The organism is Candidatus Venteria ishoeyi (genome assembly GCF_030378065.1).
Taxonomy (GTDB): Bacteria; Pseudomonadota; Gammaproteobacteria; order Beggiatoales; family Beggiatoaceae; genus Venteria; species Venteria ishoeyi.
Genome location: NZ_JAUCGJ010000040.1, coordinates 17,046 through 41,079 on the forward strand (window position 1 = coordinate 17,046; position 24,034 = coordinate 41,079).

The following is a 24,034-nucleotide window of genomic DNA, read 5'->3' on the forward strand; positions in this document are numbered from 1 at the left end:
TATCAATCATTTAGCATGAGACGGAAGCAGTTTTCAGCTATAGAAGCTTACGTCGAACTCAGGTTCAAGCACAATGTCACAACCCAGTTCCCAGTTTCTCAAATTTCACAATTGGTTATTAACGCATCTACCCCAGCCTTCAGAAAATACAATACGTTTATTATTGCTGGGTGAAGCTGACCCAGCTTTAAAAAAATTGCTGGCTGAACAAGCTTGCGTTCTGGATACGCAGGTTTTGGATGATTTTATTAAAGACCCTGTAACAAGCCCCACCTATGATGTTTTATTATTACTCAATTGCCTGATAAATTTTGCAGACATCAGCCCTGTTTTTGAGCAGGCAAAAGCCTGTCTAAAATCTGATGGTCGCTTGTTATTAGTTGAAATTGTTGCTGATATTAACCATCCAGAACCTCACTTTTCTCAACAAACCACGGCTGAAATTGAACACTATTTTGCCGCATCCGGTTTTTTTTGTCGCCACCACTTATCCTATCCACTGACTGTAAAAAAACAAATGCATTGTGGCGAATATCAGGAGTGCTGGGATCTCAGACCCGATATTTTTAAGGTACGTAATTATCGACCTGGTGATGAGTACCCTATTCTTGATGCTTTTCAGGAAATTTTTTCCACCCAGCGCAGTAAAGCGCATTGGCTATGGAAATTTGCGCAAAACCCTTTTGGCCCACCGATGGCCTCCCTGGTTTGGAAGGGTCATCATTTATTAGCACAATATGCCGCTTATCCTGTACCCTTTTGGATGCAAGGCGATAGTTTCCTCACTCAACAAGTGGGTGATATTTTTATAGATCCACAATACCGAGGCATTGGACGAGGGCAAACCAGCTTATTAGGGCGCGCGTTTCGGCATTATACCCGGGTTTATTGTGAAGGCCAGATTCCTTTTTTTTATAGTTTTTTAACAGGCACGCATTTACGTTTTGGTAAATTATTTCTTAATTATCAATGTGTCACACATGTACAGGAATGGCATTTACCAGCAGCAACAATACCGAGATTAAAGCAAGCAGAGGATCGTTGGAACTGGCTGCACGGTTATAAGATAACGGAAACAGAAACAGTCGAGGCCTGGGCTGATGAAGTTTTTGTACAGGCACGTAATGCTTATGGCAGCTTGATTGCGCGTAACCAGCAATATTTAACGTGGCGCTACCAGAACCACCCCGATCAGCAATATCATTTTTTTGTCATCTCCTTACATGGCAAGGCATTAGGCTGGTGGATCTGCCGCGTGGAAAATCAGATATTATTCCTGGGGGATGCCCTGTTTGTACCGGGAGAACAGACACTATTTGCTGCACGCCTGGGTTTAATCAAAGCATTTACCCGGATGCAAAAAAAATACGGTGCAATTCGGCTTGTTGTTGGCTGGTTTGGGAATAATCCCCAATGGTGGGTCGAGATATTAAAAAATCTAAAATTTACTGCCCAACCACAAAGCCAAGGCTTAGAGTTATGTGTTTCGCCTTTTTCTCAAGAACCAGAACTGAAGGTATTGCAGGAAAATCATTATTATACACAAGGAGATAGTGATTTATTTTAATGATATTGGTTTTATTTAATATTTGTTATGCCAAAATGACTAGAATTTATTATGCTAAAATAACTAAAAAAAGAATAAGAATTAGAACAACAATAAAAATAAGCAAAACTTAAAAAAGAGCGCAAAACCTAAAAAAAAGCACAAAACCCGGTTCACTTCAAGTCCTGCTTTGAAGTGACTTATCCACCACCAATGGAGGTACAAACATGCGTGGTTTGTACGAAATTTTGTTGTATTGGAATAAAAACCTGAAAGTATTCATTGCTGAAATCCCGGCATTGGGTGCAAAAGTCGATGGACTTACCTATGAGGAAGCTTTAAAAAAAGCAGAATCACATATTTATCATCAAATGCACGGTAGACTTTGTTAAATAACAGGTATTGTTATGAAAAAGCTTCTTTTTCGCAGATTTTTAAGGTTAAAAATACAAAAAAGTTGCTTTTATTTTATGCTGATTTTTATTGGCATCTTGTCGATATCACAAAGGATAATACCGCTTCCTTTGTGGTTTTGGCAAAACCATTGTAAATCAGGATCTTTTAAAATGGAACCCATCTCTTTACCCGGTACAAATGCCAGATCTTCAAACTCACGACTGACTGCGCACATGATCTTCCAGAACTTCTGGCAATAATCCATATCTTGCAAAATTGAGGCGGCAACCAAACCATTTCTTGCCACCATCCAATTCCAATAATCATCATTTAAGATAACTTCCACATTTTGCAGATAAGTAATATCCCGTAGCCATTGGCGTAATTCTGGATTATTCTGGCGCTGTGCGGGTTTGGTTTGGTTAAAACGGGTCGCCACCAAACACTGACACACTTTATAACGTTGTAAAGTCAGTGCTTGATATTCTGTTTGCTCCAAAATAATTAAGGCACGTTGATACCAGTAACTGGCTTTCTCTGCCCATTTATCTGGCGCATTACGATTAAAATAAAAGGCATGATCAAAATAAATATGTCCCAGCAACCATTGCAAACGACAAGCGTTTAGGTTTTGCGCATCAAGTGCCTGATGATTTTTTAGCAGCACTTCCAATGTGTTCATGTGTTCACGAAACATCTTTTTTGAAAAGCGTTCTTTCCAATCTGCATATTGCTTGAATAACAGATTCAGATATTCAGGATAAGCTGAAGGTACCACGCGCTGATGCAGTTCCCGAATAATCATGTTAGAGGTTTCATTGACTGTATAACCGGGCTTTCGAAAAATACGCCCGATAGTGCTTAAAGCCAGGCCACTTTCAATACTGATGCGTTCCTGGGACCAGCCAGTTTCTTTTTTTATTTCATGAAGATATTCATACATACTCATGGGATAATGACTCTTTATTTATAATAATCAGGCAAATCTCCATATTCATTACTGGAAATCTGTTGAATTTTAAAATTATTCACCAAAGGAAATTCCATACAATGCTAAGTATCGTGCTAAGCTTATCAAACTCAACAAGAGACTGAGATTAGTCTATCAATTTTTTGGTGTGGAGTATGTGTCTTTTATCTCAAAAAATGACATAAAATTGAAAAAGTTTTTATACTATTTCGTTACATTTAACAATAAGTTGTAATAAAATAATTACATCTGCTGTGAAATATGGAGTACTAAAACCAGAATTTTAAAATTTAGGGGGGGAGTATGCGAGGTTATATTTCGAGATATTTAAACAGGATGGGTAATTTCTTCTGAAGCCCGCCACTAACGGACGGGCTTCTTTATTCAGCGTTGTTAGATCCCGTGATTAAAGCATCATACCTCTAATCATAAAATAAACACTGGCAGAAAAAATAGCAGCAACGGGTACTGTAACAAGCCATGCAGCAATAATCTTTTTAAATGCATCTCTTTTTACATATTTCTTTTTCTGGATGGATTCTCTAACTCTTAATTCCTCTTCCAGAACTTTTTCCTCTTTTTCAAGCATATCATAAAGTTTACCAATTTCTTTATAAACTTTTTTATCTTTCCTGTCATCGGGAAGATCTAACAATTCTTGCAGATTATCTCGATACTGCTCAAGTTTATTTTCTTCCTTCTCAATTTTTCTTTCTTCATCCTCCAGTTTAATGACCTCTTTATGATCCTGTAAATATTCCCTTAAGAAACCAACGCCAAAGATGCCGCCAATTGCAATATGCGTAGAACTGACAGGTAGTCCTAATTGACTGGCAATAATAACAGTAATCGCGGCAGCCATGGCAATGGAGAAAGCCCGCATTTGATCAAGTTCGGTAATTTCCGACCCCACCGTTTTGATTAATTTCGGGCCATATAATGCAAGACCAACCACAATACCAAGCGCACCAACCGCCATCACCCACAACGGGATAGCAGCTTTTGATGCAATACCACCGCTTGATACCGCGTCACTGATAGCTGCCAATGGGCCGATGGCATTAGCAACATCGTTTGCGCCATGCGCAAAACTCAACAGTGCTGCTGCAAAAATAAGTGGAATGGTGAATAAAGCATTGATGCTATGTCTGGTGTTTGCTAAATCTTTTTTACCCGCAATACGTTTGCTAAGCAATAGATAAACAATGGCAGCAAGGATAAGACCAAAAATTGCGGCAATGGCAAAACTGGGTTTTTTCTCATCAGGTAAAAATACCAATATATCAACAATATCAGGCCAAATTTTCTTGAGTCCTTTTAATGTCAGGTAAGTTGTAAATGCCCAGGTCATAATTGCGACATAAACCGGCACCCAAAATTTACCAGCAGCAACCTTATCCTCTTTAAATACCATGGTTTTCTTAATGGAAAACAAGAACAGTGCAGCAATAATGCCACCCAATACAGGTGATATCACCCATGAAGAAGCAATTTTACCCATTGTCCCCCAGGAAACAATTGAAAAACCACCAGCAGCAATACCAGCGCCCATTACACCACCGACAATTGAGTGCGTTGTAGAAACCGGTGCGCCAAACTTGGTGGCAACATTTAACCATACACCTGCCGCCAGAAGTGCAGCCATCATTGCCCAGATAAAGCTATCAGCATCACCACCAAAAGCATCGATATCGATAATGCCTTTTTTAATGGTGCCAACCACATCACCACCGGCAATAAATGCACCGCCAGCCTCAAATATACCCGCAATAACAATGGCTCCTCCCAGTGTTAAAGCTTTTGAGCCAACCGCCGGACCCACATTATTAGCGACATCATTGGCCCCAATATTCATCGCCATATAGGCACCAAAAAGTGCCGCTATCACTAAAAAGGCATTGGTCGGCAATCCACCCATGGAATTGTAGCTTAGAATAAGCACAACTATCATAAAGATAATGACAATACCAAATTTGGCAAAATCCCCCTTGCTTGATTGTGCTGCATCTTCCATTTTGCTCAATAGCTTAAACATCTTATACCTTCCTTTTTTAGCTATGTTGAAAAAGTATTTTTGAGCTGGTAAAAATATCAGTCTTATTATTTTTGATTCTTATCCATTATTTTTTTGAATTTATTAGTATTTTTATTTCTTTCTCGTTTTAACAAAAAACATTAATAGTATAAAGATGAAATATGACAGGATTATGACAAAATTAGAAGTAAGCATTCAGCGCCCCTAACATACTTATCCTGTATGATTTTATATATCCACAAAATTTATGTGACAGTATAATACCTGAATTTATAACACAAAGTTGGAAAACTATTGAAATCTGATAGTTTGATTTCACTGAAGTTTATTAGTAGATTCTAATTCACTAAATAAATGAATCAGTATTTAAGTATAGAATAAATATGCAGAGTTTGAGATATTTTTAGATTTTATGTCATAGATTCAGATAGTACAGATTATTTAGATTCAAAATGCTAAGCTTGTGCCGTTTTTTAAATTGCTACTTCCCACAAATTAAAAACAATAAAAATCTATTTCAGGAGTCTTTACATGGAAGCAAAAGTCATCAATAAACTGAGCAATAAAGCCATTAAGCAATCACGCACTGACTTTTTTAAGTTAGGTGCAGGTTTGTTATTTATGACGCTGGTGCTGATTTTCACCTATCTCAATAAAGGTCATATTCCCCAGGTCACCTTTTTAGCCATTGCGGCCATGGTGGGTGGTTATATGGCAATGAATATTGGCGCTAATGATGTCGCTAATAACGTTGGCCCGGCGGTAGGCTCTAAGGCTTTAACCATGACGGGTGCCATTATCCTGGCAATAATATTTGAATCTGCCGGTGCTTTGATTGCAGGTGGAGACGTGGTTAGCACTATCAAAAAAGGCATTATCAGCCCTGATATGATAGATAACTCAACCATATTTATCCGCGCCATGCTGGCAGCCTTGTTGGGGGGCGCGATCTGGCTGAATATTGCCACCGCCGTTTCCGCGCCAGTTTCAACCACACACTCGATTGTCGGCGGCGTTATGGGTGCGGGCATCATGGCTGCGGGCTGGAATATTGTGAACTGGAAAACTATGGGCATGATTGCCTCCAGTTGGGTGATTTCACCCATCTTAGGCGGTATTATCGCAGCGCTGTTTTTATATGCTATTAAAGTCAATATTTTTCATCAGCAGGACATGGTTGCTGCGGCACGCCGCTTTGTCCCCGTTTTACTGGCAGTGATGGGCTTTGCTTTTGTCACTTACCTTGCAATGAAGGGTATCAAAAAAATTATTAAACTGGATATGCTGACAGCACTAATGCTTGGCGCAGGCACAGGCGCTGTCACCTATTTTTTAACCCGCCCGATTATTACCAAAGCCGCTACAACACTCAAAAATGAGCGCAAGGAAATTAACACCTTATTTACCATTCCCATGATTTTTGCAGCCGCTTTATTGAGTTTTGCCCACGGCGCTAATGATGTCGCTAACGCCATTGGGCCGCTGGCTGCAATTAACGATGCTTTAATGACTGGAGAAGTGGCCAAAAAAGCCAGCATTCCTTTGTGGATCATGTTGGTTGGTGCATTGGGTATTGCCCTGGGTCTGGCTTTATACGGCCCTAAACTGATTCGCACCGTGGGTAGTGAAATCACCGAACTGGATCAAGCCCGTGCCTGGTCAATTGCCATGGCTTCAGCGATTGTGGTAATTATCGCCTCCTGGTTGGGGCTGCCAGTCAGTTCCACGCATATTGCCATCGGTGGCGTGTTTGGCGTGGGTTTCCTGCGCATGTATTTGTGTTCAGGCTATGAACATAGCATGGAAGAAATCAAAAAAATGCATATCCAGCAACAGGAAGAAGAATGCGATAAATTGCAGGCAAAAATTAATGCAGAAACTGATCCTCAAATATTAAAACAGCTATGCATGGCTTTGGAAGACAAACAAGATGCGTTGGAAGATGCGCTGAATAATAAGTTGGAGTACAGCAAAAAAGAGTGTAAACAAATTGCAAAAATTGAAAAAGATCGCTGCTTGAAAAAAGATATGCTGCTTAAAATTGTGGCAGCCTGGTTAATCACCGTACCGGTTTCTGGCATACTGGCGGCATCAATTTATTTTATAATGGATAAAGCATTATAAAAAAACACTTTACAGTTAGTGGCTTACAATTTTTTCAGCCTTGCTAAAGCCACTAAGTTTTTTTGCGGCGCACCCCGCGCAATGCCGTTGCTCTGAGTGGGTCATCGGGCCAGTCGTGCTTGGGGTAACGGCCTTTGAGTTCTTTTTTAACTTCGGTATAGGTATTGGCCCAGAAATTAGCCAGGTCTTCCGTGATTTGTACCGGGCGGCGTGCCGGGGACAGTAAATGCAGGCATAAGGGGACTTTGCCGTTGGCAATGCGCGGGTTTTCCCGCAAGCCAAACAGTTCCTGGATACGTACAGCCAGCACGGGGGATGCGCCGGGGTTATATTCTAAGCGCAGCCGTGAGCCGCTGGGTACCTGATAATGACTGGGGGCCAGTTGTTCTACGGCCTGTTGTTGAGACCAGTCCAACAGGTTGCGCAAAATGCTGAGCATATCCAGTTTTTGCAAATGACTGAGCCGACTCATGCCATTTAGCCAGGGTGCCAGCCACTGTTCCAGATTTTCCAGCAGCGCCTGATCGCTGCAATCCAGCCAGTTTTGTTCTGGAAACCAGAGGCGCAAGCTCTGCACACGCGCCTGCCAGGCGCGGCTGTCCGGTGTCCACGGCAATACCTCCAGACCGTTCTGGCGCAGGCCGTCCAGCAATGCAGCCAGGCGCTGCGTTGTGGGGATGTCTGTCAGTATTCGAGTTTCCAGGCGTAAGGCGCCCAGTGCCAGCACTTCTTCCGCTACGATAGCACCTTCGTGCTTGTTCCAGCCAATGTCTTCACGTGTTTCCAATAAAGCCGGTAAATACTGCTCAAAACTGCTGCGTTGCAGGGGGGCAGCCAGATGAATCCAGGCTTCACCCTGTCCCGCATCCAGCGCCGCGGCAACCAGATAATCCGCACCTGCCGGGGCTGAAGTCAGTTGCGCACCACGCCCATTCGCCAGCAGATAACGTTCATTTTGTGCAGCACGACGAGCAGCAATACGATCAGGATAAGCGCAGGCCAGTAAAATACCCGCAGCATCTTCCGGCGGTATTTGGCGCTTTTGTTTTAATTTCTGTCGCCAATGTTTGGCTAATTGCGCAACCCGCGCACAACGCGCCGGGTCTGCGCCACATTGCAGTGCTGCCTTGCGCCCCTGCTTGCGAAACAAATTCAGCGCCTGCAAACGCGGGTGCATGTCGGCATCACGTTCCTGGCGATGTATCAGGATGTCCCGTTCCGACAATAAGGCGGTCAGATCGCAAGCCAGTTCCCCCCAGCCCAGATTTTGTCCGGTTGCCAGCATATGCGCCAAACGCGGATGTGTGCCCCATTGCAGCAAAGCTTTACCAGCGGCGCTTATCTGTTGCTGCTCATCCAGCGCCCCCAATTGTTGCAATAATTGCTGGGCTTGCGCCAAAGCGCCTGCCGGTGGTGGTGTCAGCCAGCGTAGATCAGTTGCTGCGCTGCCCCATTGCGCCAGTTCCAGCGCCAGCGGTGCCAGATCGGCATGGCTGATTTCTGCTGGTGTATGGCTTGCCAGCGCGTTTTGTTGGCTTTCTGACCAGAGTCGATAACAATGCCCCGGTGCCAGTCGCCCGGCGCGCCCCCGGCGTTGTTCGGCAGCCGCGCGGGAGATGCGTTGCAGCGTCAGCCGGGTCAGGCCGCTGCGTGGATCAAATTGCGGGCTGCGCCGCCAGCCGCTGTCTACCACCACGGTAATCCCTTCAATGGTGAGGCTGGTTTCGGCAATGGGGGTTGCCAGTACAATTTTACGCTGCCCCGTTGGTGCCGGTTGAATTGCTGCTTGCTGGGCCTGATGAGACAAGTCGCCAAACAGCGGATGCAGGCTGACGTTTGCAGGTAAATCATTCAGCAACTGGGTTTGTACCTGGTGGATTTCTTTGGCACCGGGCAGAAAGGCCAGTATATCACCGGCTTGTTCCGACAAAATCTGTTGCAGCATCCGGCTCATGTGCGCTGCAATAGACTGCCGTTCATGATTGGGCGGGTGGTAACTGACGGATACCGGAAAGCTGCGCCCGGCACTGCTCAGCAATGGCGCGTTATCCAGCAGTTGGCTGACTGCGCCAGCGTCCAGGGTGGCTGACATCACCAGCAGTTTGAGATCCTCGCGCAACACTTGCTGCGCTTCCAGGCAAAAGGCCAAAGCGGTATCCGCGTGTAGATTACGCTCGTGATATTCATCGAAAATCACCAGCCCCACGCCTTGCAGTTCTGGATCTTGCTGCAAGCGGCGCGTGAGTATGCCTTCCGTGACAACTTCAATGCGCGTGTCAGCGGAAATCTTGTTTTCCAGGCGAATGCGATAGCCCACCGTTTTGCCGACTGGCTCGCCAAGCTGATTCGCCATATAATCTGCCACCGCGCGCGCAGCCAGCCGCCGTGGTTCCAGCAGCAGTATGCTTTGACCGCGCAGCCAGTTTTCTTGCAGCAGCGCCAATGGAATCCGCGTGGTTTTACCCGCGCCCGGCGGGGCCTGTAACACAACGGCGCTTTCATGCGCCAGATTGTGTTTTAAATCAGGCAGTATGGTTTCTATGGGTAAGGTGGAGGACATGAGACTTAATTCCGTACAGATTACATCTACTGCCAGCCTTTAACTGTAAAGTCAGTTCTCATGAGGTATTTCATACGCTTTTCTCCAACAGCCCGAATATTTCTTCAACAACACCTGCCAAGTCCGGCACTTTGGCAGGCTCAATGCCACTTTGTGTGTGCTTGTGATGCGCAAATTCTAAAGCCGGTTTGTGTGCGGCATTATCGTAGCGAAAAATCAACGTATGGTCACGGGTTTGATAATGAAACGAGTACGCCAACTTCTCGATTTCATTCTCGGTATCCAGATATTCGGTGAAAAATAACCGGGACTCGTCCACGAAAGTCAAATTGCCTTTGATAAGCCCCAGGGTATCGGTGCGGATATCGGTTGTCAGTTCGTAATCCAGAATCAGGCCGGTAGCGGCGAAACCGTTTATCGCCATGCTCAAATCAGCGGCGTAGTCACTTAACCACATATTTCACCGCTTGCAACTCTGCCAAGTCCGCCTGGATACGTTCCCGCAGCTTAAACTCACCCAACCAGGTGATGTAATCGGCATCGCCGCCCGCCAAGTCTTCAGCGCTGCCATTGTGCAGAAAGTCAGCGGAAGTACGTTGGTATTTAGTTTCAAAAGCACGTAAGGCTTTATCCGTCTTGCGCAAGCCCAGCATCAAGCGCTGAACTTTTGCAGCGACAGCTTGTTGAATCAGTTTTTCGCTATGGTGTTTATCAGTGGTGATTTCAAGTTTAAGCATTCTGGAATTCCTTATCTTTCAGGTGCATTACTGCCTCAGGAGTGAGGATGAAATAAGTGCAGGAACTGGGCACAGGATTTTTATTCATTTTCAAGGCGTGAAAACAGGCGCATAGCAAGCTATGTAACTGTTTTCACAACGCAGAAAATGGAGAAAAAGACCAGCCAAGTTTCTGAAGTTATAAAATTCTCACTCCTCAGGACGATCATTACGCACCACGGCAATTTTGTCATGTCGGTGGTTTTTCAGGCTGTTCAGGAATTTGCTCAAATGTTTTGCCAGTTCTCCAGCGGGTATGAGCTCGTCTTTGCTGTAAGTAATCATGGTGACTCCAGTTTCTCTCATGTATCCCATTGTTCATTGTCACGCTCATTGTACATCCCTATCCGCTTGCAGTTGTACCAATAAATCCTGCATATCATCAGGCAGCGGCGCTTGCCATTGCTGCATTTCCCCGGTTTTGGGATGTTTCAGTCCTAATTTTGCAGCGTGTAACGCTTGGCGCTTAAAATTTTTCAGATTATCCTGTAAAGCCTGTGGGCAATCGGGCAATACCTGATAACGCCCACCATACACCGGATCACCAACCAGAGGATGTCCCAGGTGGGTCATATGCACCCGAATCTGGTGGGTACGCCCGGTCTCCAACTTGACTTGTAATAAACTGTGAAAACGAAAATGCTCAGCCACGCGGTAATGCGTAATAGCGTTTCTGCCACCGTTAACCACTGCCATTTTCACCCGCTGACGCGGATGGCGACCAATCGGTGCGTCCACCGTGCCCCCGGCAATTAAGACACCGCGCACCAGCGCCAGATATTCCCGCAAAAATGCACGTTGCTGTAATTGTTGCACCAGCACGGTATGCGCGGAAAGTTGGCGCGCCACCACCAATAAGCCCGTGGTTTCTTTATCGATGCGATGAATAATACCGGCGCGGGGGAGATGCTCCAGCTCCGGCGCGTAATGTAACAAGGCATTGACCAGGGTATGATCCGGCTGTCCGGCACCGGGATGTACTACCAGCCCTGCTGGTTTATTGACAATAATCAGATATTCATCTTCATAAACAATATTTAAGGGAATATTTTGTCCAACCCAGGGCACCTCAACAATGGTTTCTGCCCTGAGTTCAATTTCCTCTGCACCCAATAACTTAGCCTTAGGTTTTGCCGTATGCCCATTGATTTTTAACAGGCCCTCGCGTATCCATTGTTGCCAACGGGCGCGGGAATATTCTGGATAAAGTTGGGCAAGCGCCCGATCCAGTCGTTGACCGCGCATTTCCAGAGGAATTTTCGTGTTAATATGTATATTTTCTGACATGTTCTTTTTCTGGCTGGAAGATTGTTTATGCAAATTGTGATGCAAACCCCAAAGCAAAGCTTTGGAAAATTAATGCGTTTGGCTGTCATGGGCGCACTGATGTCTATGCTGTTTGCCTGCGCCTCGGTGGATTCCATCAAAGATGAAACCCGTGGCTGGTCGGTGCAACAACTCAAACAGGCGGCGCAAACGGCACTGGCTGGGGGCGATTATGAACACGCCATCCGTTATTATGAGATTCTGGAATCGCGTTACCCCCTGGGTAAATTTGCCCAGCAGGCGCAACTGGATATGATTTATGCCTATTATAAATCAGAAGAGCCAGAATCTGCTGTGATTGCCGCTGAGCGTTTTATTAAACTCTATCCCCGTCATCCACACGTTGATTACGCTTATTATATTAAAGGGCTGGCTGATTTTAACCAGAATTTTGATTTATTACAGCGTTATTTACCAATTGACAACAGTGAACGCGATCAAGCCGCCAGCCTGCGCTCGTTTCGTTCTCTTTCCGAATTGCTGCGCAAATATCCAGACAGCGAATATGCCGATGACACCCGCCAGCGTTTAGTTTACCTGCGTAATAATCTGGCTGCTTATGAATTACATGTTGCCGACTATTATATGCGTCGCCAGGCTTATCTGGCAGCGGCTCAGCGCGCGCAATACGTGGTGCAGCATTATGACCGCACGATTGTGGTGCCGGATGCCTTAGTCATCATGGTGAGCGCGTATAAAGAAATGGCTTATCTGGATTTAGCGAAAACCGCATTACAAGTGTTACGCCATAATTATCCAAACCATGTGCAACTGAATCAATTAGCTGAAGGTTTAGATGAGCCGATAAGTAAAACACCTCCCGCATAAATATGAGGATTGCCTTATGTTTTCAATAAAAAAAACAATCATATTGTTTTTAGGCTGTTTGTTTTCTGTACAGGTTCAGGCATTACCTGATATCGCGATCTATGGCCTGATGGATAATCAAATTGTTGCCAGCGTGAATGGGGAATCTGTCACGCTCAGCGCTGGTGACAGCCATCAGGGTGTTAAGCTGATTCGCTCAGACAGTCTGGAAGCAACGCTGGAAATTGAAGGCAGGCATTATCGTTACACGCTGGATGAAGGCATACAAGCCGGTTTTTCTGCTAAAGCCCCGGAAAATAAAGCTGATCGCTTTCGGCTTTTTGCCGATAATCAAGGCATGTTTCATACAACAGGGCAGATTAATGGCAAAAGTCTGCCTGTTTTAATTGATACGGGGGCAACCTCAGTCTCCTTAAGTGAACGCATGGCAAAATCTATTGGCCTGGATTATTCACAGGGTCAAAAATTACAAGTCAGCACAGCAGGCGGTGTTGAAGAAGCTTATTTAATCACCTTAAATTCAGTAAAAATCGGTAATATTCAGCAAAATTATGTCGAAGCCGTGGTGATTAAAGGTAATTATCCCACTGAAGTTCTGTTGGGCATGAGTTTCCTCAGAAATTTGGAAATTCACCGTGGCGGTCATTACATGGACTTACAAAAAAAATAAAAAAAATAAAAAAAATTTTTGTCGCATTGAATATTTTTTACCTATCCGCAAGTAACTGCGCCAGCGGCTAAAGCAATCGCAACCGTGCCAGAGGGCACGGAAAGCAAGTAAATAAGTAGCTGTCCAAGAATAGCAAAATAGCTGATTTTTGAAAATTTAATTTTTATTTTTCAATTAGTTAAAATTTTAGTTTTCTGAAAAATCAAGTTCTTGGACAGTTCCATTCAGCTTATCAAATAACATTTCCTGCAAAGCCAAAGCCAGTGGTAATTTTTTGATATCCAGCACTTGTTTTGTCATAGACAATGCTTCCGTATAACCTTGTTGTTTGAACGCTGATACCGCCTGACGCAGTTGTTTGTCTAACAGAAAATTTTGTAGTGCAACGAGCATCGGATCACGTTTTAATAACAGGCTGTGTTGGAGCAATCTTAAGGCACTGGCGGTTTCTCCTTGAGCTACCAATAACAAAGCCTGGTCGCGCAGTGCCAGCGCTTTTGCCGCGCTGGACAAGACCTGGCTGAGGTCACTGCCACAGCGCGGGCAAACCGGGTCGCTTTTGAGACGCGCCCGACAAATGGGACAGCGTTCCATCAACTTTCCAGATAATAGAGTATATCGGCAAGCTCTGCTTCAGGTTCTTGCAATCCGGCAATATCATTGTCGGCAATTGCTTGCTTAAGTATACCCATGAGCCGCTGCATATCTTCACGGTCATCATTGGAAGCCTGATCCAGCATCCGCTGGGTTTTTTCCACCAAGGCTTCCGCCTGGATAACTGCTTGATGTTGACGGGTGATTTCGGAAGCTTCAGTTTGACTATGTGCTTCGATAAAACCATCATCTGCCGTCTGCTCTTTAGTATCAAAAATATGTTCAATACGTTGACGGGCTGTTTCCAGTTCTGCGCCTGCAAACCGGGCAATCGCGTTTTCGATAACGATGGATTTTTCCAGGCCGGTACACTTTTCCCAGGCTTTAACATTTAATACGCCGTCTAAATCCAAATCCAGTTTAACCATGATTTCGTTGCCTTCCGGTACATCGCTCAGACCTTCAATATTAAACATGCCAATTTCGATATTATCCAGCGCATCTGTCGCTTCACCCTGATAAACATCAACCTCCACGACTTTCTGACCATCATACAGCGTATAAAAAACTTCTGATTTACTGACGGGTAAGGGGGTATTTTTATGAATAATCGGGATATATTTATGCTCATACATCATACCGCCAAGATTGCCAAGCGCACTGGTACCATAGGTATAAGGCGTAATATCTACCAGCACGGCGGAAACATCACTGCCCGCAATCATCGCGCCCTGGATAGCAGCACCGGCAGCAACGCATAAGTCGGGATCAATTTCAGCATGGGGCTGAAGTTTGAATTTTTCCTGCAAGCGTTCACCGATTAAAGGGGTGCGGGTACTGCCGCCTACCAGCAAGATTTCGTCTATATCCGAGACTGTTAGTTTAGCCCCCGTCAAAGCCGTATGCACTGCTTCCAGCGTTTCTTCAACATAGTCGTCAATCATGACTTCGTAGTCATTGCGGGAGAGTTCCAGTGATAAATGTACGGGTGCGCCATCATGTTCTTCCAGGTATTCCTCTTGGATGGCAGCAAAGGGGTTGTCGGACAAATTACATTTAGCCAGTTCTGCTGCGCGGCCTATACGGGCGATGGCTTTACGTGATTGGCTGACATCCAGACCGGGGTATTTTTCATCCAGGTGTTGTAAAATGTGTTCGATAATTTTGGCATCAAAATCATCACCACCAAGCTGGTTATTACCATGACTGGCGAGGACTTCAACCACATCATCCTCAACCCCCACCACGGAAACATCAAAAGTACCACCGCCCAAATCGTACACCAATATTTTTTTATGGGCTTTATGTGCTGTCTCATAAGACAATGCCGCAGCAGTGGGTTCGTTGATGATACGCATCACCTCTAAACCCGCAATTTCGCCTGCTTCACGCGTGGCCTGGCGCTGAGTGTCAGAAAAATAGGCTGGAACAGTAATCACCGCTTTGCTGACACTTTGTTTGAGGTAAGCTTCGGCAATGGCTTTCAGGCGTTTAAGAATAATCGCCGAGATTTCCTGCGGGCTGTAGTCCTGTCCCGCCATATTGATTTTGCTATCTTCCCCCATTTTGCGTTTAATGGATTTAATACTACGCTCAGGGTACAGTATGTATTGATTTTTAGCGGATTCACCGACCAGTAATTCGTTGTTATCACTGATGCCGACAAAGGAAGGCAACATTTTATCACCCTGGTCTTCAATAATCGTGACCTTGCCGTTTTCCACCACAGCCACTTCAGAATTGGTTGTACCTAAATCAATACCAATAATTATTTCACTCATCTCTCAACCTTCTGGTTTTTAACAACTTTAACTTCCGCCATACGCAGTACTTCATCGTTCCAGGTAAAACCTTTACGAAACTCTTCAGCCACCGTGCCGTCTTCATGCGCTTCATCTTTAATCGTTTCAATCGCTTTCATGCGATGGGGGTCTAAAATACGACCAAAACTATCAATTGCCTTGACCTGATGTGTCGCTAATATCTGCTCTAGTCGTTGCAACGTCATTGCCTGCCCCTCCTGGATACTGGCGATAAAATGCTGCTCCTGGTCACAAGTGCCAAACCAGTGAGATTTGGGTTGAAACGCATTTAATGCACACAAACCGGCATCTAACCGGTCATAAAGCTCAAGAAACTCCAGAAGCAGGGTCTTGCTGATTTTATCCAGTGCCTGTTGTTGGGTCTGCTTGCTTTGCGCAAGTTCCGTATTCAGGCGCTCATGGCTATTTTGCAAAACCGTAAAAGCCTGTTTAAATTCCTCCAGAGCAGATTTGAACTGCCGTGATTCGATTTTAACCTCATTACGCAAGGCCGCCATTTCTGTGAACAGCGAAAACAGATCGGCTTCTTTATCCGCCTCAATATCCGGCTCGACTGCATCCAGATAGCTGGAAAACTGTGCTAAAAGTTGTTCTTTTCCAGTGCCTGTCATGCTTTGAGGCTCTCTGCCAGTGCCTGCATAAACTGCGCTTCTGTGGGTCGTTGCTGTGTATTATTGTGCTTGAGTACATGTCCCATCAGCGCTTCACTGTGTGGCGGCTCATTGTAAAATAGCTGATAGACCAGGCGCTGGCGTTTACTGGCAATCGCTTCAAAAGCGGCGCGAATCTGCTGAAATTGTTCGGGGTAGCGCTCTGGCGGATAGGCTCGAACTTGTTGTAAATACGCTTTTTTGATGCTTGCATCATCGGCATCTTCCGCCACATCTAAAATATCAAAAGGTGATTGCATTGTTGTTGTCTCTGTTAGAAATCAATATCTACGCCTGCATCCATGAGTAGCGATTTCACTTCAGGTGGCATATCTTTGAGTATTTTTTTACGTTCTGATGGTGACAGGCTTTTTATCATGTTGACGATACCTTCAATGACGTTATTCTCTGCTTCCTCAAAGTCATTATCATCATCATCAAAGCCCGTGTCAGCGAAGGGGAGTCCAGCGTGTTGCTTGATAATCTGCTCAATACGCGCTGCCGTACGCAAATCATTCATATCATGTGCTTCTTCAGCGGCTTCAACCAGACGATAGTGCATATTATAAGTTAAGTGCTGCTGCTGACCTCTGAGCGTTGCGCTGATTTCATAAAAAACCAACAATGGCTTAGAATCCTGTTGTTTTAAGGCTTGGCGGGTACAGTATTCTAATAAATCATAAGCTTCAAGAGTCAGGAAACACTCAGCCAGGTTGTACCATTGCGTTTCAGAAAGTGTCTGCTTCAGAGATTTTTTTAAGATCGGACTGATTTCAGCCAGCGCATCAATGAGCAATGCACCAATACCCTCTTCATAATAGGCTTGCAACACAGCGACCAGGAGCATAACTTCGGTTTTATTCGGGCTTATTTTCTTGATTTCCGGCATTAAAGACACTAATGCACTGGGTTTTACATCAACACACAGCGCTTCGGTGCAAAGACGTAAATAAGCGCATAAATTACCGCCGGATTGGCTAATGCCGGTTTGCAGCAGTGCTTTAGCTTGCTCCTTATGGTTTTCCTCTAATGCCAGTAAAGCCTGATTAATGCTGAGAACACCACTCTCCTGACCATTGCGTTCCCATTGCTCAGCGGCAGCTAACTCCTTATGCACCAAGTGTAATCTGCCGACTTTAAATTGTTTGCGGGCATGCGCGACATGAGATGAACGCAGGAAATTTTGTGCTTTGGCATTAATGGGATCAATTGTTAAGATTTTTTTGGCAAAGCCCGCTGCTTTTTTATGTGCATTTTTGGTTCTTGCCGCTGCTACGGCTTCCAGCAATATCTCAATATCTTCGGGATATTCCTGCAAAGCCGCCGCTACCCAGGATTGATAAGACTTTTTATAATTGGATTGTTTATAGGCGCTGATTAAGTGTAAATAGCTGGCCTTGTCATTGGGATCAAGACTTAAGCTGGTTTCCAGATTATGCAGAACACCAGGATCGTTTGCAGGCAAGTCTTTATTCAAATGGCGTAATACTAAAGCAATTTTCAAATCCACATCGGTTTCTTCTGCCGGGGATGCCATTTCAAGCTTATCAATATAAAGCCGCCAGGATCTCTCTGCTAAATAATGATCTTTGCGGTGTTCACAGGACAAAGCCTCAAGACGATATTTTTCTGCCTGGCTTAAGGCCCCAAAATGACGTTCAAATATGCCCGTTGCTTTATTGAGATAAGGTAGTAAAGCTTTACAAAAATATGCACTCTCTTGCTCACCAAAAAACCGTTTATTTGCTACAATAAAGTCAAATAATGCCTTATCCCCCCCTTTTAGCTGTATTTTACGAAAATCACCCAGCAAACGTAACTGTCGTTTATCCCAGCCTTGCAAGGTAGCAACAAAAGTCTGCTGTGCCGGGCCAAGTTTTTGATAGCTTTCTATAAACAATGCACCTTCTTGTTGCAGCAAGGGGAGCATACGACCCAATGCAAGGTAAGGTGAATCGGGTTTAAGCCGGGATAAGCGCTGCTCTATTTCCTGAGGTCCTGCATCCAAAGACAACAGCGCATTAAGGACGGGGCGAAAATCACGATAAGGCGAACGTGAACCAATGGCCTTCAGACTGCTGGCAAGTGTATTTTCATCGCCCTGGCAATAGGCTTTTAATGCAGCTTTAGCGATGGGATAATCTTTAGCCAGGGGTGAATCTGCATCCAGCATTGCCACGATATTTTGCTGATCTGCCGCTAACAAATGCGCACCAATCATAGCCGTTAAATGCGTTTGTTCTTCCCGGTTCAGCTCAACAGGGGGCGCGTTGAAAATACGTATGGCTTTAATATAAGCCCCCGCAGCCAGCAGCCATGTTATATAACGTGGCAAATGCGAATGTTGTTGACAGCTATGCGCGCGGCTTTCCCATAAATTTACCGCCTCTTTGTACAAACCTTTAGCTGCTTGAGACTCGGCAGCTAACCAATAAGCTTCACCCAGCGCATCTAAATAATCCGGTTGCTGATTTATTTTCAGCAAGCGTTTATAGTTATTAATAGCATCTTTATAAGCACCTGATTGCAGTTGCTGCCGCGCTTTTTTTTCAAGATGTTCAGGGGATGTGGCAACTACTTTGTGATGCGCATGTTTTTTCTTACGTGACATAATATAAAATAAGCAAGTTATAAAAAGTTAAAGAATTATATCTCATTATCAAAAATTGCAATTTTTTTTAGTCATATTCCCGATCTTTCCATTGTCTTAAAGCCGCAAAAACTTCTGCCGGACTGTTCAGCGCTTTCCCCGCATAAGATTCAGCAGCTTGAATCACGCTGCTTTTATCAAAACGTAAAAATGGATTGGTTTGTTTTTCCAGGCTCAGTAAGCTCGGCACTGTGGCTTTACCCTGTTTACGTTGCTCCTGAACACTGATTTCCCTGGTTAATAAATCAGCATTATCCGGCTCCACCCATTTTGCAAAACCAATATTATCCAAAGTATATTCATGGGCGCAATAAACCAGAGTCTCATCAGGTAAGTCTCGCAACTTTGCCAGTGATTGCTGCATTTGCGCCATCGTGCCTTCAAATACACGACCACAACCGCAGGCAAACAGCGTATCACCACAAAACAACAGTCCGGGCGTGTAATAAGCAATATGCCCAAGGGTGTGTCCCGGTGTATCCAATACCGTGAACACCTGTTGGCTTTCCGGCAGTTGCACCTGATCGCCTTGCTGCAAAGGCTGATTAAGACCCGCAATCGACTCCTGTTGGGGGCCAAACACCGGGATATTGGGATAGTGGGCTAATAGTTTGGTAATGCCATCAACATGATCCCAATGATGATGGGTAATCAAAATTGCTTTTAAGCTTTTCTGCTTTTTCTTCAAAACCTGCAAAATACTATTTGCATCACCGGGATCAACCACCCAGGCAAATGCTGTATCCGCCTCCTCCAGCAACCATTGATAATTATCACTGAAAGCAGGTATTGCTGTGATTTGTAACATAAAAATCTCCATTATCCTGATGAAAGGTAACTCGCAACAAATAATACTCCCATTTCACTGCTCTTTTTACCCGTTTTCCGCGTTGTAAAAACCGTTACATAGCTCACTATGTGCCGGTTTTCACGCCTTGAAAACGGATAAAAATCCTGCGCCCGGCTTTGGTTCTTATTTCATCCTCGTTCCTAAAAGGCAAGTGTCCACCACAAATCAGTGCCTTGCAGCACAATTATCAGTTGAGCACCCAGCAGGCCAGAGCCTACCTAGGAGGCTGTCCGAGAACAGAGGCCGTAGCGAGGGAAAGCTGGTTTGAGGCAGATTTTTTCATTATTTGAGGCGAATATTGGGTATATTTAACGAAAATAAGGGAGAAATCTGACCAAATCCAGCTTTTCCGCAGTAGGTCTTGTGTTCTCGGACAGCCTCCTAGGAGCCTGTCCTAGAGCAATTGGCGGCAGAAGGTTTTCTGGAACGGTTGCAAGGGAAATATCGGCTTAAACATGCCGCTGATGCCCATTATCATGGCATCACCTATGCCTTGCGCGGACAATCTATAGATATGGTATTCCCCCAGAAAAGAGAGAGATGCAGGGGTGGCAACAGTGAGTTGCAACGATTATTGCATTCTCTTTTTGCTGAATCCACTTTAAAGACTAAAGTGGATAAAAAATAAGGAACGAGGATGAAATAAGAACCGAAACCGGGCGCAGGATTTTTGTTCATTTTCAAGGCATGAAAACAGGCGCATAGTGAGCTATGTAACTGTTTTCATAACGCAGAAAATGGAGAAAAAGGCCAGCTTGGTTTCGGGAATTATAAAATCCTCGTTCCTAAAAGGAGTCATCAACATGAATGCTTGCCATTTAGTGGTCGTGCGCCAGGCTGAAACGGACTGGAATGCAGCAGGTCGCATCCAGGGTCAGGCGGACAGTCCCTTATCTGTCAAGGGGCAGGGACAGGCACGCTGTCTGGCAAAAAATTTACAAAACCAACGTTTTGCAGCACTGTATAGCAGCGATTTAAGCCGTGCCAGAGAAACGATGACTATCGCTATGGGGCAGCGCGTACAACACACCACGTATCTGCCTTGTTTACGTGAGCGCCACCTGGGGATTTTCCAGGGTTTAACCCATGTTGAAGCGGAAGCCCTGGATGCGGCTTCCCACCATGCCTACCTTTCCAATGATCCCCATTTCACCATACCAAGCGGGGAAAGCCAGCAAAGTTTTTGTTCCCGCAGCCTGCAATGTCTGGAAGACTTAGCCAATCAACATCTGGGGGAAGATGTATTGGTTATCACGCATGGTGGCGTCATTGGCTGTTTGTTGCGCTACACGCTGGGCATCCCGTTGAGACAAGTCAAACATTTCCGGGTTGATAACGCGGCTATTGCCCATTTTACCTATTCACCGGAGTCAGCCTGGTTTATGGAATGCTGGGGCGATATACGCCATCTTGATGAGCGGGGATTTTGTTGATTAAACATGAATACCTCAACAACCGCCTGGGCTGGATAATTGCGAAATCAGCACGAACTGGTTATGCTTGGATTGTAACTTTCAGATAAAAGTGTGGTAGTCCTGTATCAGTAGTGATTAGGGATAACAGCCCTTCAAGGGGGTGTTATCCCTCAGCGAAAAGATCGCAATTCATATTGCAGTGACGTGGAATGTGGAAACGAGAGAAAGGTAGCAAGAACATTGTATTGTGCTTGTTCCTCCGGGAAATTTGCAACCCTTTCAAAGGAGCCAGGGCCTCGGCTTGGATGTGAGAAATGCCCAATCCCATGATTGGACTCCTTTAAATCGATCCACTGGCGGATAAATGAATAAAAATCCTGCGTCCAGTTCCTGCACTTATTTCATCTTCACTCCTCAGTTTTATTGAAGAATGCCCACCTCGCCCCCACCATTGCTGCATTGCTCTTCCCGGTTTTTTTAAATTCCATATTCTACTCACAAGGAAATACAATGGCTTTAACAACTCCAGTCCCTACGGAAATTGAATACCATCAACAAAGCCGGATGTTAAATATCCGTTTTGGTGATGCGCAGGCATTTGAATTTAGTGCAGAGTTTCTGCGGGTGTATTCGCCTTCTGCCGAAGTGCGCGGTCATTCAGAAGATGAGGCGGTATTACAGATCGGTAAAGCGGACGTTAAAATCGAGAAAATTGAGCCGGTTGGCAACTATGCTATCGTGCTGCATTTTGATGATGGACATGATACCGGCATTTATTCCTGGGAATGGCTCTACCACCTGGGCGTGGATCAGGATACACTATGGGCCGATTACTTAAAACAACTGGAAGCCGCTGGCGGAAAACGCGCCCCGACTTCATAACCGGAGCATCGTTGCCATGAATCAAGCCTCTCCCGCATCTAGTGAAGCCGCCACTGATACCCCTCCTATTGTTGATAAGGGTGCTGATAAGGCTGCCGATACTGTGGCAGATACGGAAAAAACCACCCATTTTGGTTTTGAGCAGGTGCCGGAAGCGGAAAAGGTGCAGCGGGTACGTCAGGTTTTTGATTCGGTTGCCAGTAATTATGATTTGATGAATGATTTGATGTCGCTGGGCATTCATCGCTTATGGAAACGTTTTACCATCGACCTGGCGGGGGTACATCCCGGCTGGAAAATTCTGGATCTGGCGGGTGGCACGGGCGATCTGGCAGCCGCTTTTGCGCCACTGGTCGCGCCTGAAGGTGAGGTCATACTTTCAGATATTAATGCCGCGATGTTGCAAGAAGGCCGTAATCGCCTGATTAATAAAGGTTTGACTCAGGGTTTGAATTATGTACAGGCCAATGCCGAAGCCCTGCCCTTTGCCAGCAATCATTTTAATCTGGTAACGATGGCATTTGGCCTGCGTAACGTCACCAATAAACAAGCGGCGCTGGAATCCATTTTTCGGGTGTTAAAACCCGGTGGGCGTTTGTTGGTGCTGGAATTTTCTGAAGTGAAACTGCCCGTGCTGAAACAAATGTACGATCTGTATTCCTTTCAGATTCTGCCCCGCCTGGGTGAAATGGTTGCCAAAGACGCGGAAAGTTACCGCTATCTGGCAGAATCCATCCGTATGCACCCAAACCAGGAAACCTTAAAGCAGATGATGGAACAAGCTGGTTTTGAGCGTTGTTCTTATCATAACCTGACCGGTGGCGTGGTCGCGCTGCATAGCGGTTATAAGTTCTAAGGTTGGCATTATGCTCAGCAACAGCATTTTAGAAACCCTGCTTAATCAAACCCTGGCGCTGGATAGTCTCGCGGCGCGGGAAAGCCAGCATTTAATCGCTAAAGACCTGGGTATTATACTGGAGGGCGTGGACATCCATTGGTATCTGGTCGCCCAGCCGCAAAGTATACAAGTGCTGGCACAGCCGCCACAAAGCCTGCAAGCAGAACTGCACGCCCTGCCGTTCAGTCTGTTGCGCTATTTGCTCAGCCCACCCGCCAGTCCACTGAGTGCTTTTAATATCCACCTTAGCGGTAATCACAGCGTGGCTATGGCGTGGATGGATTTCCTGCGCAGCATGGAAATCGACTGGGAAGCGTTATTTGCGCAAATCTTAGGCGATGTTGCCGGACATGGCCTGAATCGCTGGTTGACGGATTTACATGCTGGACATAAGCAAAAACATCAGGAGTTTGAGAAAAACCTGGTGGAGTTTCTCCAGGAAGAACGCCATTTATTGCCCAGCAAAGCCGAAGTGGATGTGTTCATGAACGAGGTTGATAGCTTGCGCGATGATTTAGAACGCTTGGAGCAGCGTATTGATAGAGCCTCCTAGAGCAGAGCTTTGCCTACCAATTACACTTACACGACAGCAGCAAAACCCTATGAAATCGAGCGTTCCATAGACCTGACAGGTTTTTAAAAACCTGTCAGGTCTTTGCTCTGGCAGTTCCATTCGAAGCTAAGCTTCAAAGTTGTGTAAAATTACTATCTTGCCCCCCCTGTTTCACCCAATTATCCAAGTGCTACAACAGTGGCTATGCTTTTTATTTTGTGCCTTCTTTTATTGATATTTTTATTTTTTATAGCAATATTGATTATAAGTTCAATCAACCTATTAGACCCTATAAATCACATACAGGGTTTTTAATAAACCCTTTCAAATGCATTGCGAAATAACCTGTTGAAGCTCTATTACCTGAATCCGTGACGTAAATTCAAAAAAATTAAATAATTAACTTTATTAAACAGCAATATAACGTTTAAATATAGGCATCATCCACTTCACCAACCAAGTGAATCATGCCAAATATTAAATTAGAG

The 24,034-nt window shown here is 45.0% G+C and carries 22 protein-coding genes; 9 read left to right on the forward strand and 13 right to left on the reverse strand.

The annotated features are described in order from the left end of the window. Positions 1-73 precede the first annotated feature (73 nt). Both QUF61_RS13205 and QUF61_RS13210 read left to right on the forward strand, forming a co-directional pair. Positions 74-1,567, forward strand: coding sequence for a GNAT family protein (locus QUF61_RS13205; protein WP_289682089.1), 1,494 nt, complete (start codon positions 74-76; stop codon positions 1,565-1,567). Between the two features lie 206 nt (positions 1,568-1,773). Continuing rightward, complete coding sequence (locus QUF61_RS13210) at positions 1,774-1,938, forward strand: hypothetical protein (RefSeq protein WP_289682090.1); 165 nt, start codon at positions 1,774-1,776, stop codon at positions 1,936-1,938. A 71-nt stretch (positions 1,939-2,009) separates the two neighbouring features. Here the strand turns inward: QUF61_RS13210 and QUF61_RS13215 are convergent, their stop codons facing one another. Together QUF61_RS13215 and QUF61_RS13220 are read right to left on the reverse strand one after the other, a co-directional pair. Further along, on the reverse strand, positions 2,010-2,891 hold the full coding sequence (locus QUF61_RS13215) for a hypothetical protein (protein WP_103920009.1): 882 nt from the start codon (positions 2,889-2,891) through the stop codon (positions 2,010-2,012). 427 nt (positions 2,892-3,318) lie between these two features. Next, entirely contained in the window at positions 3,319-4,947 is a 1,629-nt protein-coding gene (locus tag QUF61_RS13220; protein WP_103920008.1) for an inorganic phosphate transporter, read from the reverse strand. 531 nt (positions 4,948-5,478) lie between these two features. Here QUF61_RS13220 and QUF61_RS13225 point away from each other — a divergent pair. After that, a complete protein-coding gene (locus QUF61_RS13225) occupies positions 5,479-7,071 on the forward strand; it encodes an inorganic phosphate transporter (protein WP_103920007.1) in 1,593 nt (530 codons plus the stop codon). A gap of 52 nt (positions 7,072-7,123) precedes the next feature. Here QUF61_RS13225 and hrpB read toward each other — a convergent pair whose 3' ends face one another. The 5 genes from hrpB to rluD form a co-directional block, all read right to left on the reverse strand. Beyond that, positions 7,124-9,631, reverse strand: coding sequence for an ATP-dependent helicase HrpB (hrpB, locus tag QUF61_RS13230; protein ID WP_289682092.1), 2,508 nt, complete (start codon positions 9,629-9,631; stop codon positions 7,124-7,126). 70 nt (positions 9,632-9,701) lie between these two features. Further along, positions 9,702-10,055: a toxin-antitoxin system TumE family protein gene (locus QUF61_RS13235; protein WP_289682094.1), complete on the reverse strand. Its 354-nt coding sequence runs from the start codon at positions 10,053-10,055 to the stop codon at positions 9,702-9,704. Between the two features lie 19 nt (positions 10,056-10,074). Next, the gene (locus QUF61_RS13240; RefSeq protein WP_289682095.1) at positions 10,075-10,368 is read right to left on the reverse strand and encodes a hypothetical protein; all 294 of its coding nucleotides are present in this window, start codon (positions 10,366-10,368) and stop codon (positions 10,075-10,077) included. Positions 10,369-10,557: 189 nt separating this feature from the next. After that, complete coding sequence (locus QUF61_RS13245) at positions 10,558-10,692, reverse strand: hypothetical protein (protein ID WP_289682096.1); 135 nt, start codon at positions 10,690-10,692, stop codon at positions 10,558-10,560. Positions 10,693-10,737: 45 nt separating this feature from the next. Further along, positions 10,738-11,694, reverse strand: a complete 957-nt coding sequence (gene rluD, locus QUF61_RS13250) for a 23S rRNA pseudouridine(1911/1915/1917) synthase RluD (RefSeq protein ID WP_289682097.1) — start codon at positions 11,692-11,694, stop codon at positions 10,738-10,740. 27 nt (positions 11,695-11,721) lie between these two features. Between rluD and QUF61_RS13255 the strand changes: the two genes are divergently transcribed. Together QUF61_RS13255 and QUF61_RS13260 are read left to right on the forward strand one after the other, a co-directional pair. After that, entirely contained in the window at positions 11,722-12,561 is an 840-nt protein-coding gene (locus QUF61_RS13255; protein WP_286019298.1) for an outer membrane protein assembly factor BamD, read from the forward strand. Between the two features lie 16 nt (positions 12,562-12,577). Continuing rightward, on the forward strand, positions 12,578-13,231 hold the full coding sequence (locus tag QUF61_RS13260) for a retropepsin-like aspartic protease family protein (RefSeq protein WP_289682098.1): 654 nt from the start codon (positions 12,578-12,580) through the stop codon (positions 13,229-13,231). Positions 13,232-13,417: 186 nt separating this feature from the next. Here QUF61_RS13260 and QUF61_RS13265 read toward each other — a convergent pair whose 3' ends face one another. The 6 genes from QUF61_RS13265 to gloB all read right to left on the reverse strand — a co-directional run bounded on the left by QUF61_RS13265 (position 13,418) and on the right by gloB (position 19,756). Next, a complete protein-coding gene (locus QUF61_RS13265; RefSeq protein ID WP_289682099.1) occupies positions 13,418-13,825 on the reverse strand; it encodes a hypothetical protein in 408 nt (135 codons plus the stop codon). Further along, positions 13,825-15,606: an Hsp70 family protein gene (locus tag QUF61_RS13270; RefSeq protein ID WP_289682100.1), complete on the reverse strand. Its 1,782-nt coding sequence runs from the start codon at positions 15,604-15,606 to the stop codon at positions 13,825-13,827. The genes QUF61_RS13265 and QUF61_RS13270 overlap by 1 nt, the downstream gene beginning before the upstream one ends. Further along, a complete protein-coding gene (locus tag QUF61_RS13275; protein WP_289682101.1) occupies positions 15,603-16,259 on the reverse strand; it encodes a nucleotide exchange factor GrpE in 657 nt (218 codons plus the stop codon). The genes QUF61_RS13270 and QUF61_RS13275 overlap by 4 nt, the downstream gene beginning before the upstream one ends. Continuing rightward, the gene (locus tag QUF61_RS13280) at positions 16,256-16,558 is read right to left on the reverse strand and encodes a J domain-containing protein (protein WP_289682102.1); all 303 of its coding nucleotides are present in this window, start codon (positions 16,556-16,558) and stop codon (positions 16,256-16,258) included. The genes QUF61_RS13275 and QUF61_RS13280 overlap by 4 nt, the downstream gene beginning before the upstream one ends. A 14-nt stretch (positions 16,559-16,572) precedes the next feature. Continuing rightward, complete coding sequence (locus tag QUF61_RS13285) at positions 16,573-18,909, reverse strand: tetratricopeptide repeat protein (protein ID WP_289682105.1); 2,337 nt, start codon at positions 18,907-18,909, stop codon at positions 16,573-16,575. Between the two features lie 67 nt (positions 18,910-18,976). Beyond that, positions 18,977-19,756 (reverse strand): hydroxyacylglutathione hydrolase, encoded by a 780-nt coding sequence (gene gloB, locus QUF61_RS13290; RefSeq protein WP_289682106.1) that lies wholly within the window; start codon positions 19,754-19,756, stop codon positions 18,977-18,979. Between the two features lie 845 nt (positions 19,757-20,601). Here gloB and QUF61_RS13295 point away from each other — a divergent pair. The 4 genes from QUF61_RS13295 (at position 20,602) to QUF61_RS13310 (ending at position 23,546) form a co-directional block, all read left to right on the forward strand. Next, positions 20,602-21,231, forward strand: coding sequence for a histidine phosphatase family protein (locus QUF61_RS13295; protein ID WP_177428416.1), 630 nt, complete (start codon positions 20,602-20,604; stop codon positions 21,229-21,231). A gap of 492 nt (positions 21,232-21,723) precedes the next feature. Further along, the gene (locus QUF61_RS13300; RefSeq protein WP_103919993.1) at positions 21,724-22,095 is read left to right on the forward strand and encodes a gamma-butyrobetaine hydroxylase family protein; all 372 of its coding nucleotides are present in this window, start codon (positions 21,724-21,726) and stop codon (positions 22,093-22,095) included. Positions 22,096-22,111: 16 nt separating this feature from the next. Beyond that, positions 22,112-22,951: a bifunctional demethylmenaquinone methyltransferase/2-methoxy-6-polyprenyl-1,4-benzoquinol methylase UbiE gene (gene ubiE / locus QUF61_RS13305; protein WP_407080061.1), complete on the forward strand. Its 840-nt coding sequence runs from the start codon at positions 22,112-22,114 to the stop codon at positions 22,949-22,951. Between the two features lie 10 nt (positions 22,952-22,961). After that, a complete protein-coding gene (locus tag QUF61_RS13310; protein ID WP_289682107.1) occupies positions 22,962-23,546 on the forward strand; it encodes a ubiquinone biosynthesis accessory factor UbiJ in 585 nt (194 codons plus the stop codon). Positions 23,547-24,034 lie beyond the last annotated feature (488 nt).

Excerpts from the sequence above, each read along its gene's own strand:
- hrpB (WP_289682092.1), bottom strand. The coding sequence starts at position 9,631 with ATGTCCTCCACCTTACCCATAGAAACCATACTGCCTGATTTAAAACAC.
- QUF61_RS13235 (WP_289682094.1), bottom strand. The coding sequence starts at position 10,055 with ATGGCGATAAACGGTTTCGCCGCTACCGGCCTGATTCTGGATTACGAA.
- QUF61_RS13205 (WP_289682089.1), top strand. The coding sequence starts at position 74 with ATGTCACAACCCAGTTCCCAGTTTCTCAAATTTCACAATTGGTTATTA.
- QUF61_RS13270 (WP_289682100.1), bottom strand. The coding sequence starts at position 15,606 with ATGAGTGAAATAATTATTGGTATTGATTTAGGTACAACCAATTCTGAA.
- QUF61_RS13295 (WP_177428416.1), top strand. The coding sequence starts at position 20,602 with ATGAATGCTTGCCATTTAGTGGTCGTGCGCCAGGCTGAAACGGACTGG.
- ubiE (WP_407080061.1), top strand. The coding sequence starts at position 22,112 with ATGAATCAAGCCTCTCCCGCATCTAGTGAAGCCGCCACTGATACCCCT.
- QUF61_RS13300 (WP_103919993.1), top strand. The coding sequence starts at position 21,724 with ATGGCTTTAACAACTCCAGTCCCTACGGAAATTGAATACCATCAACAA.
- QUF61_RS13310 (WP_289682107.1), top strand. The coding sequence starts at position 22,962 with ATGCTCAGCAACAGCATTTTAGAAACCCTGCTTAATCAAACCCTGGCG.
- QUF61_RS13215 (WP_103920009.1), bottom strand. The coding sequence starts at position 2,891 with ATGAGTATGTATGAATATCTTCATGAAATAAAAAAAGAAACTGGCTGG.
- QUF61_RS13210 (WP_289682090.1), top strand. The coding sequence starts at position 1,774 with ATGCGTGGTTTGTACGAAATTTTGTTGTATTGGAATAAAAACCTGAAA.
- gloB (WP_289682106.1), bottom strand. The coding sequence starts at position 19,756 with ATGTTACAAATCACAGCAATACCTGCTTTCAGTGATAATTATCAATGG.
- QUF61_RS13280 (WP_289682102.1), bottom strand. The coding sequence starts at position 16,558 with ATGCAATCACCTTTTGATATTTTAGATGTGGCGGAAGATGCCGATGAT.
- QUF61_RS13285 (WP_289682105.1), bottom strand. The coding sequence starts at position 18,909 with ATGTCACGTAAGAAAAAACATGCGCATCACAAAGTAGTTGCCACATCC.
- QUF61_RS13260 (WP_289682098.1), top strand. The coding sequence starts at position 12,578 with ATGTTTTCAATAAAAAAAACAATCATATTGTTTTTAGGCTGTTTGTTT.
- QUF61_RS13255 (WP_286019298.1), top strand. The coding sequence starts at position 11,722 with ATGCAAATTGTGATGCAAACCCCAAAGCAAAGCTTTGGAAAATTAATG.
- rluD (WP_289682097.1), bottom strand. The coding sequence starts at position 11,694 with ATGTCAGAAAATATACATATTAACACGAAAATTCCTCTGGAAATGCGC.
- QUF61_RS13275 (WP_289682101.1), bottom strand. The coding sequence starts at position 16,259 with ATGACAGGCACTGGAAAAGAACAACTTTTAGCACAGTTTTCCAGCTAT.
- QUF61_RS13220 (WP_103920008.1), bottom strand. The coding sequence starts at position 4,947 with ATGTTTAAGCTATTGAGCAAAATGGAAGATGCAGCACAATCAAGCAAG.
- QUF61_RS13265 (WP_289682099.1), bottom strand. The coding sequence starts at position 13,825 with ATGGAACGCTGTCCCATTTGTCGGGCGCGTCTCAAAAGCGACCCGGTT.
- QUF61_RS13240 (WP_289682095.1), bottom strand. The coding sequence starts at position 10,368 with ATGCTTAAACTTGAAATCACCACTGATAAACACCATAGCGAAAAACTG.
- QUF61_RS13245 (WP_289682096.1), bottom strand. The coding sequence starts at position 10,692 with ATGATTACTTACAGCAAAGACGAGCTCATACCCGCTGGAGAACTGGCA.
- QUF61_RS13225 (WP_103920007.1), top strand. The coding sequence starts at position 5,479 with ATGGAAGCAAAAGTCATCAATAAACTGAGCAATAAAGCCATTAAGCAA.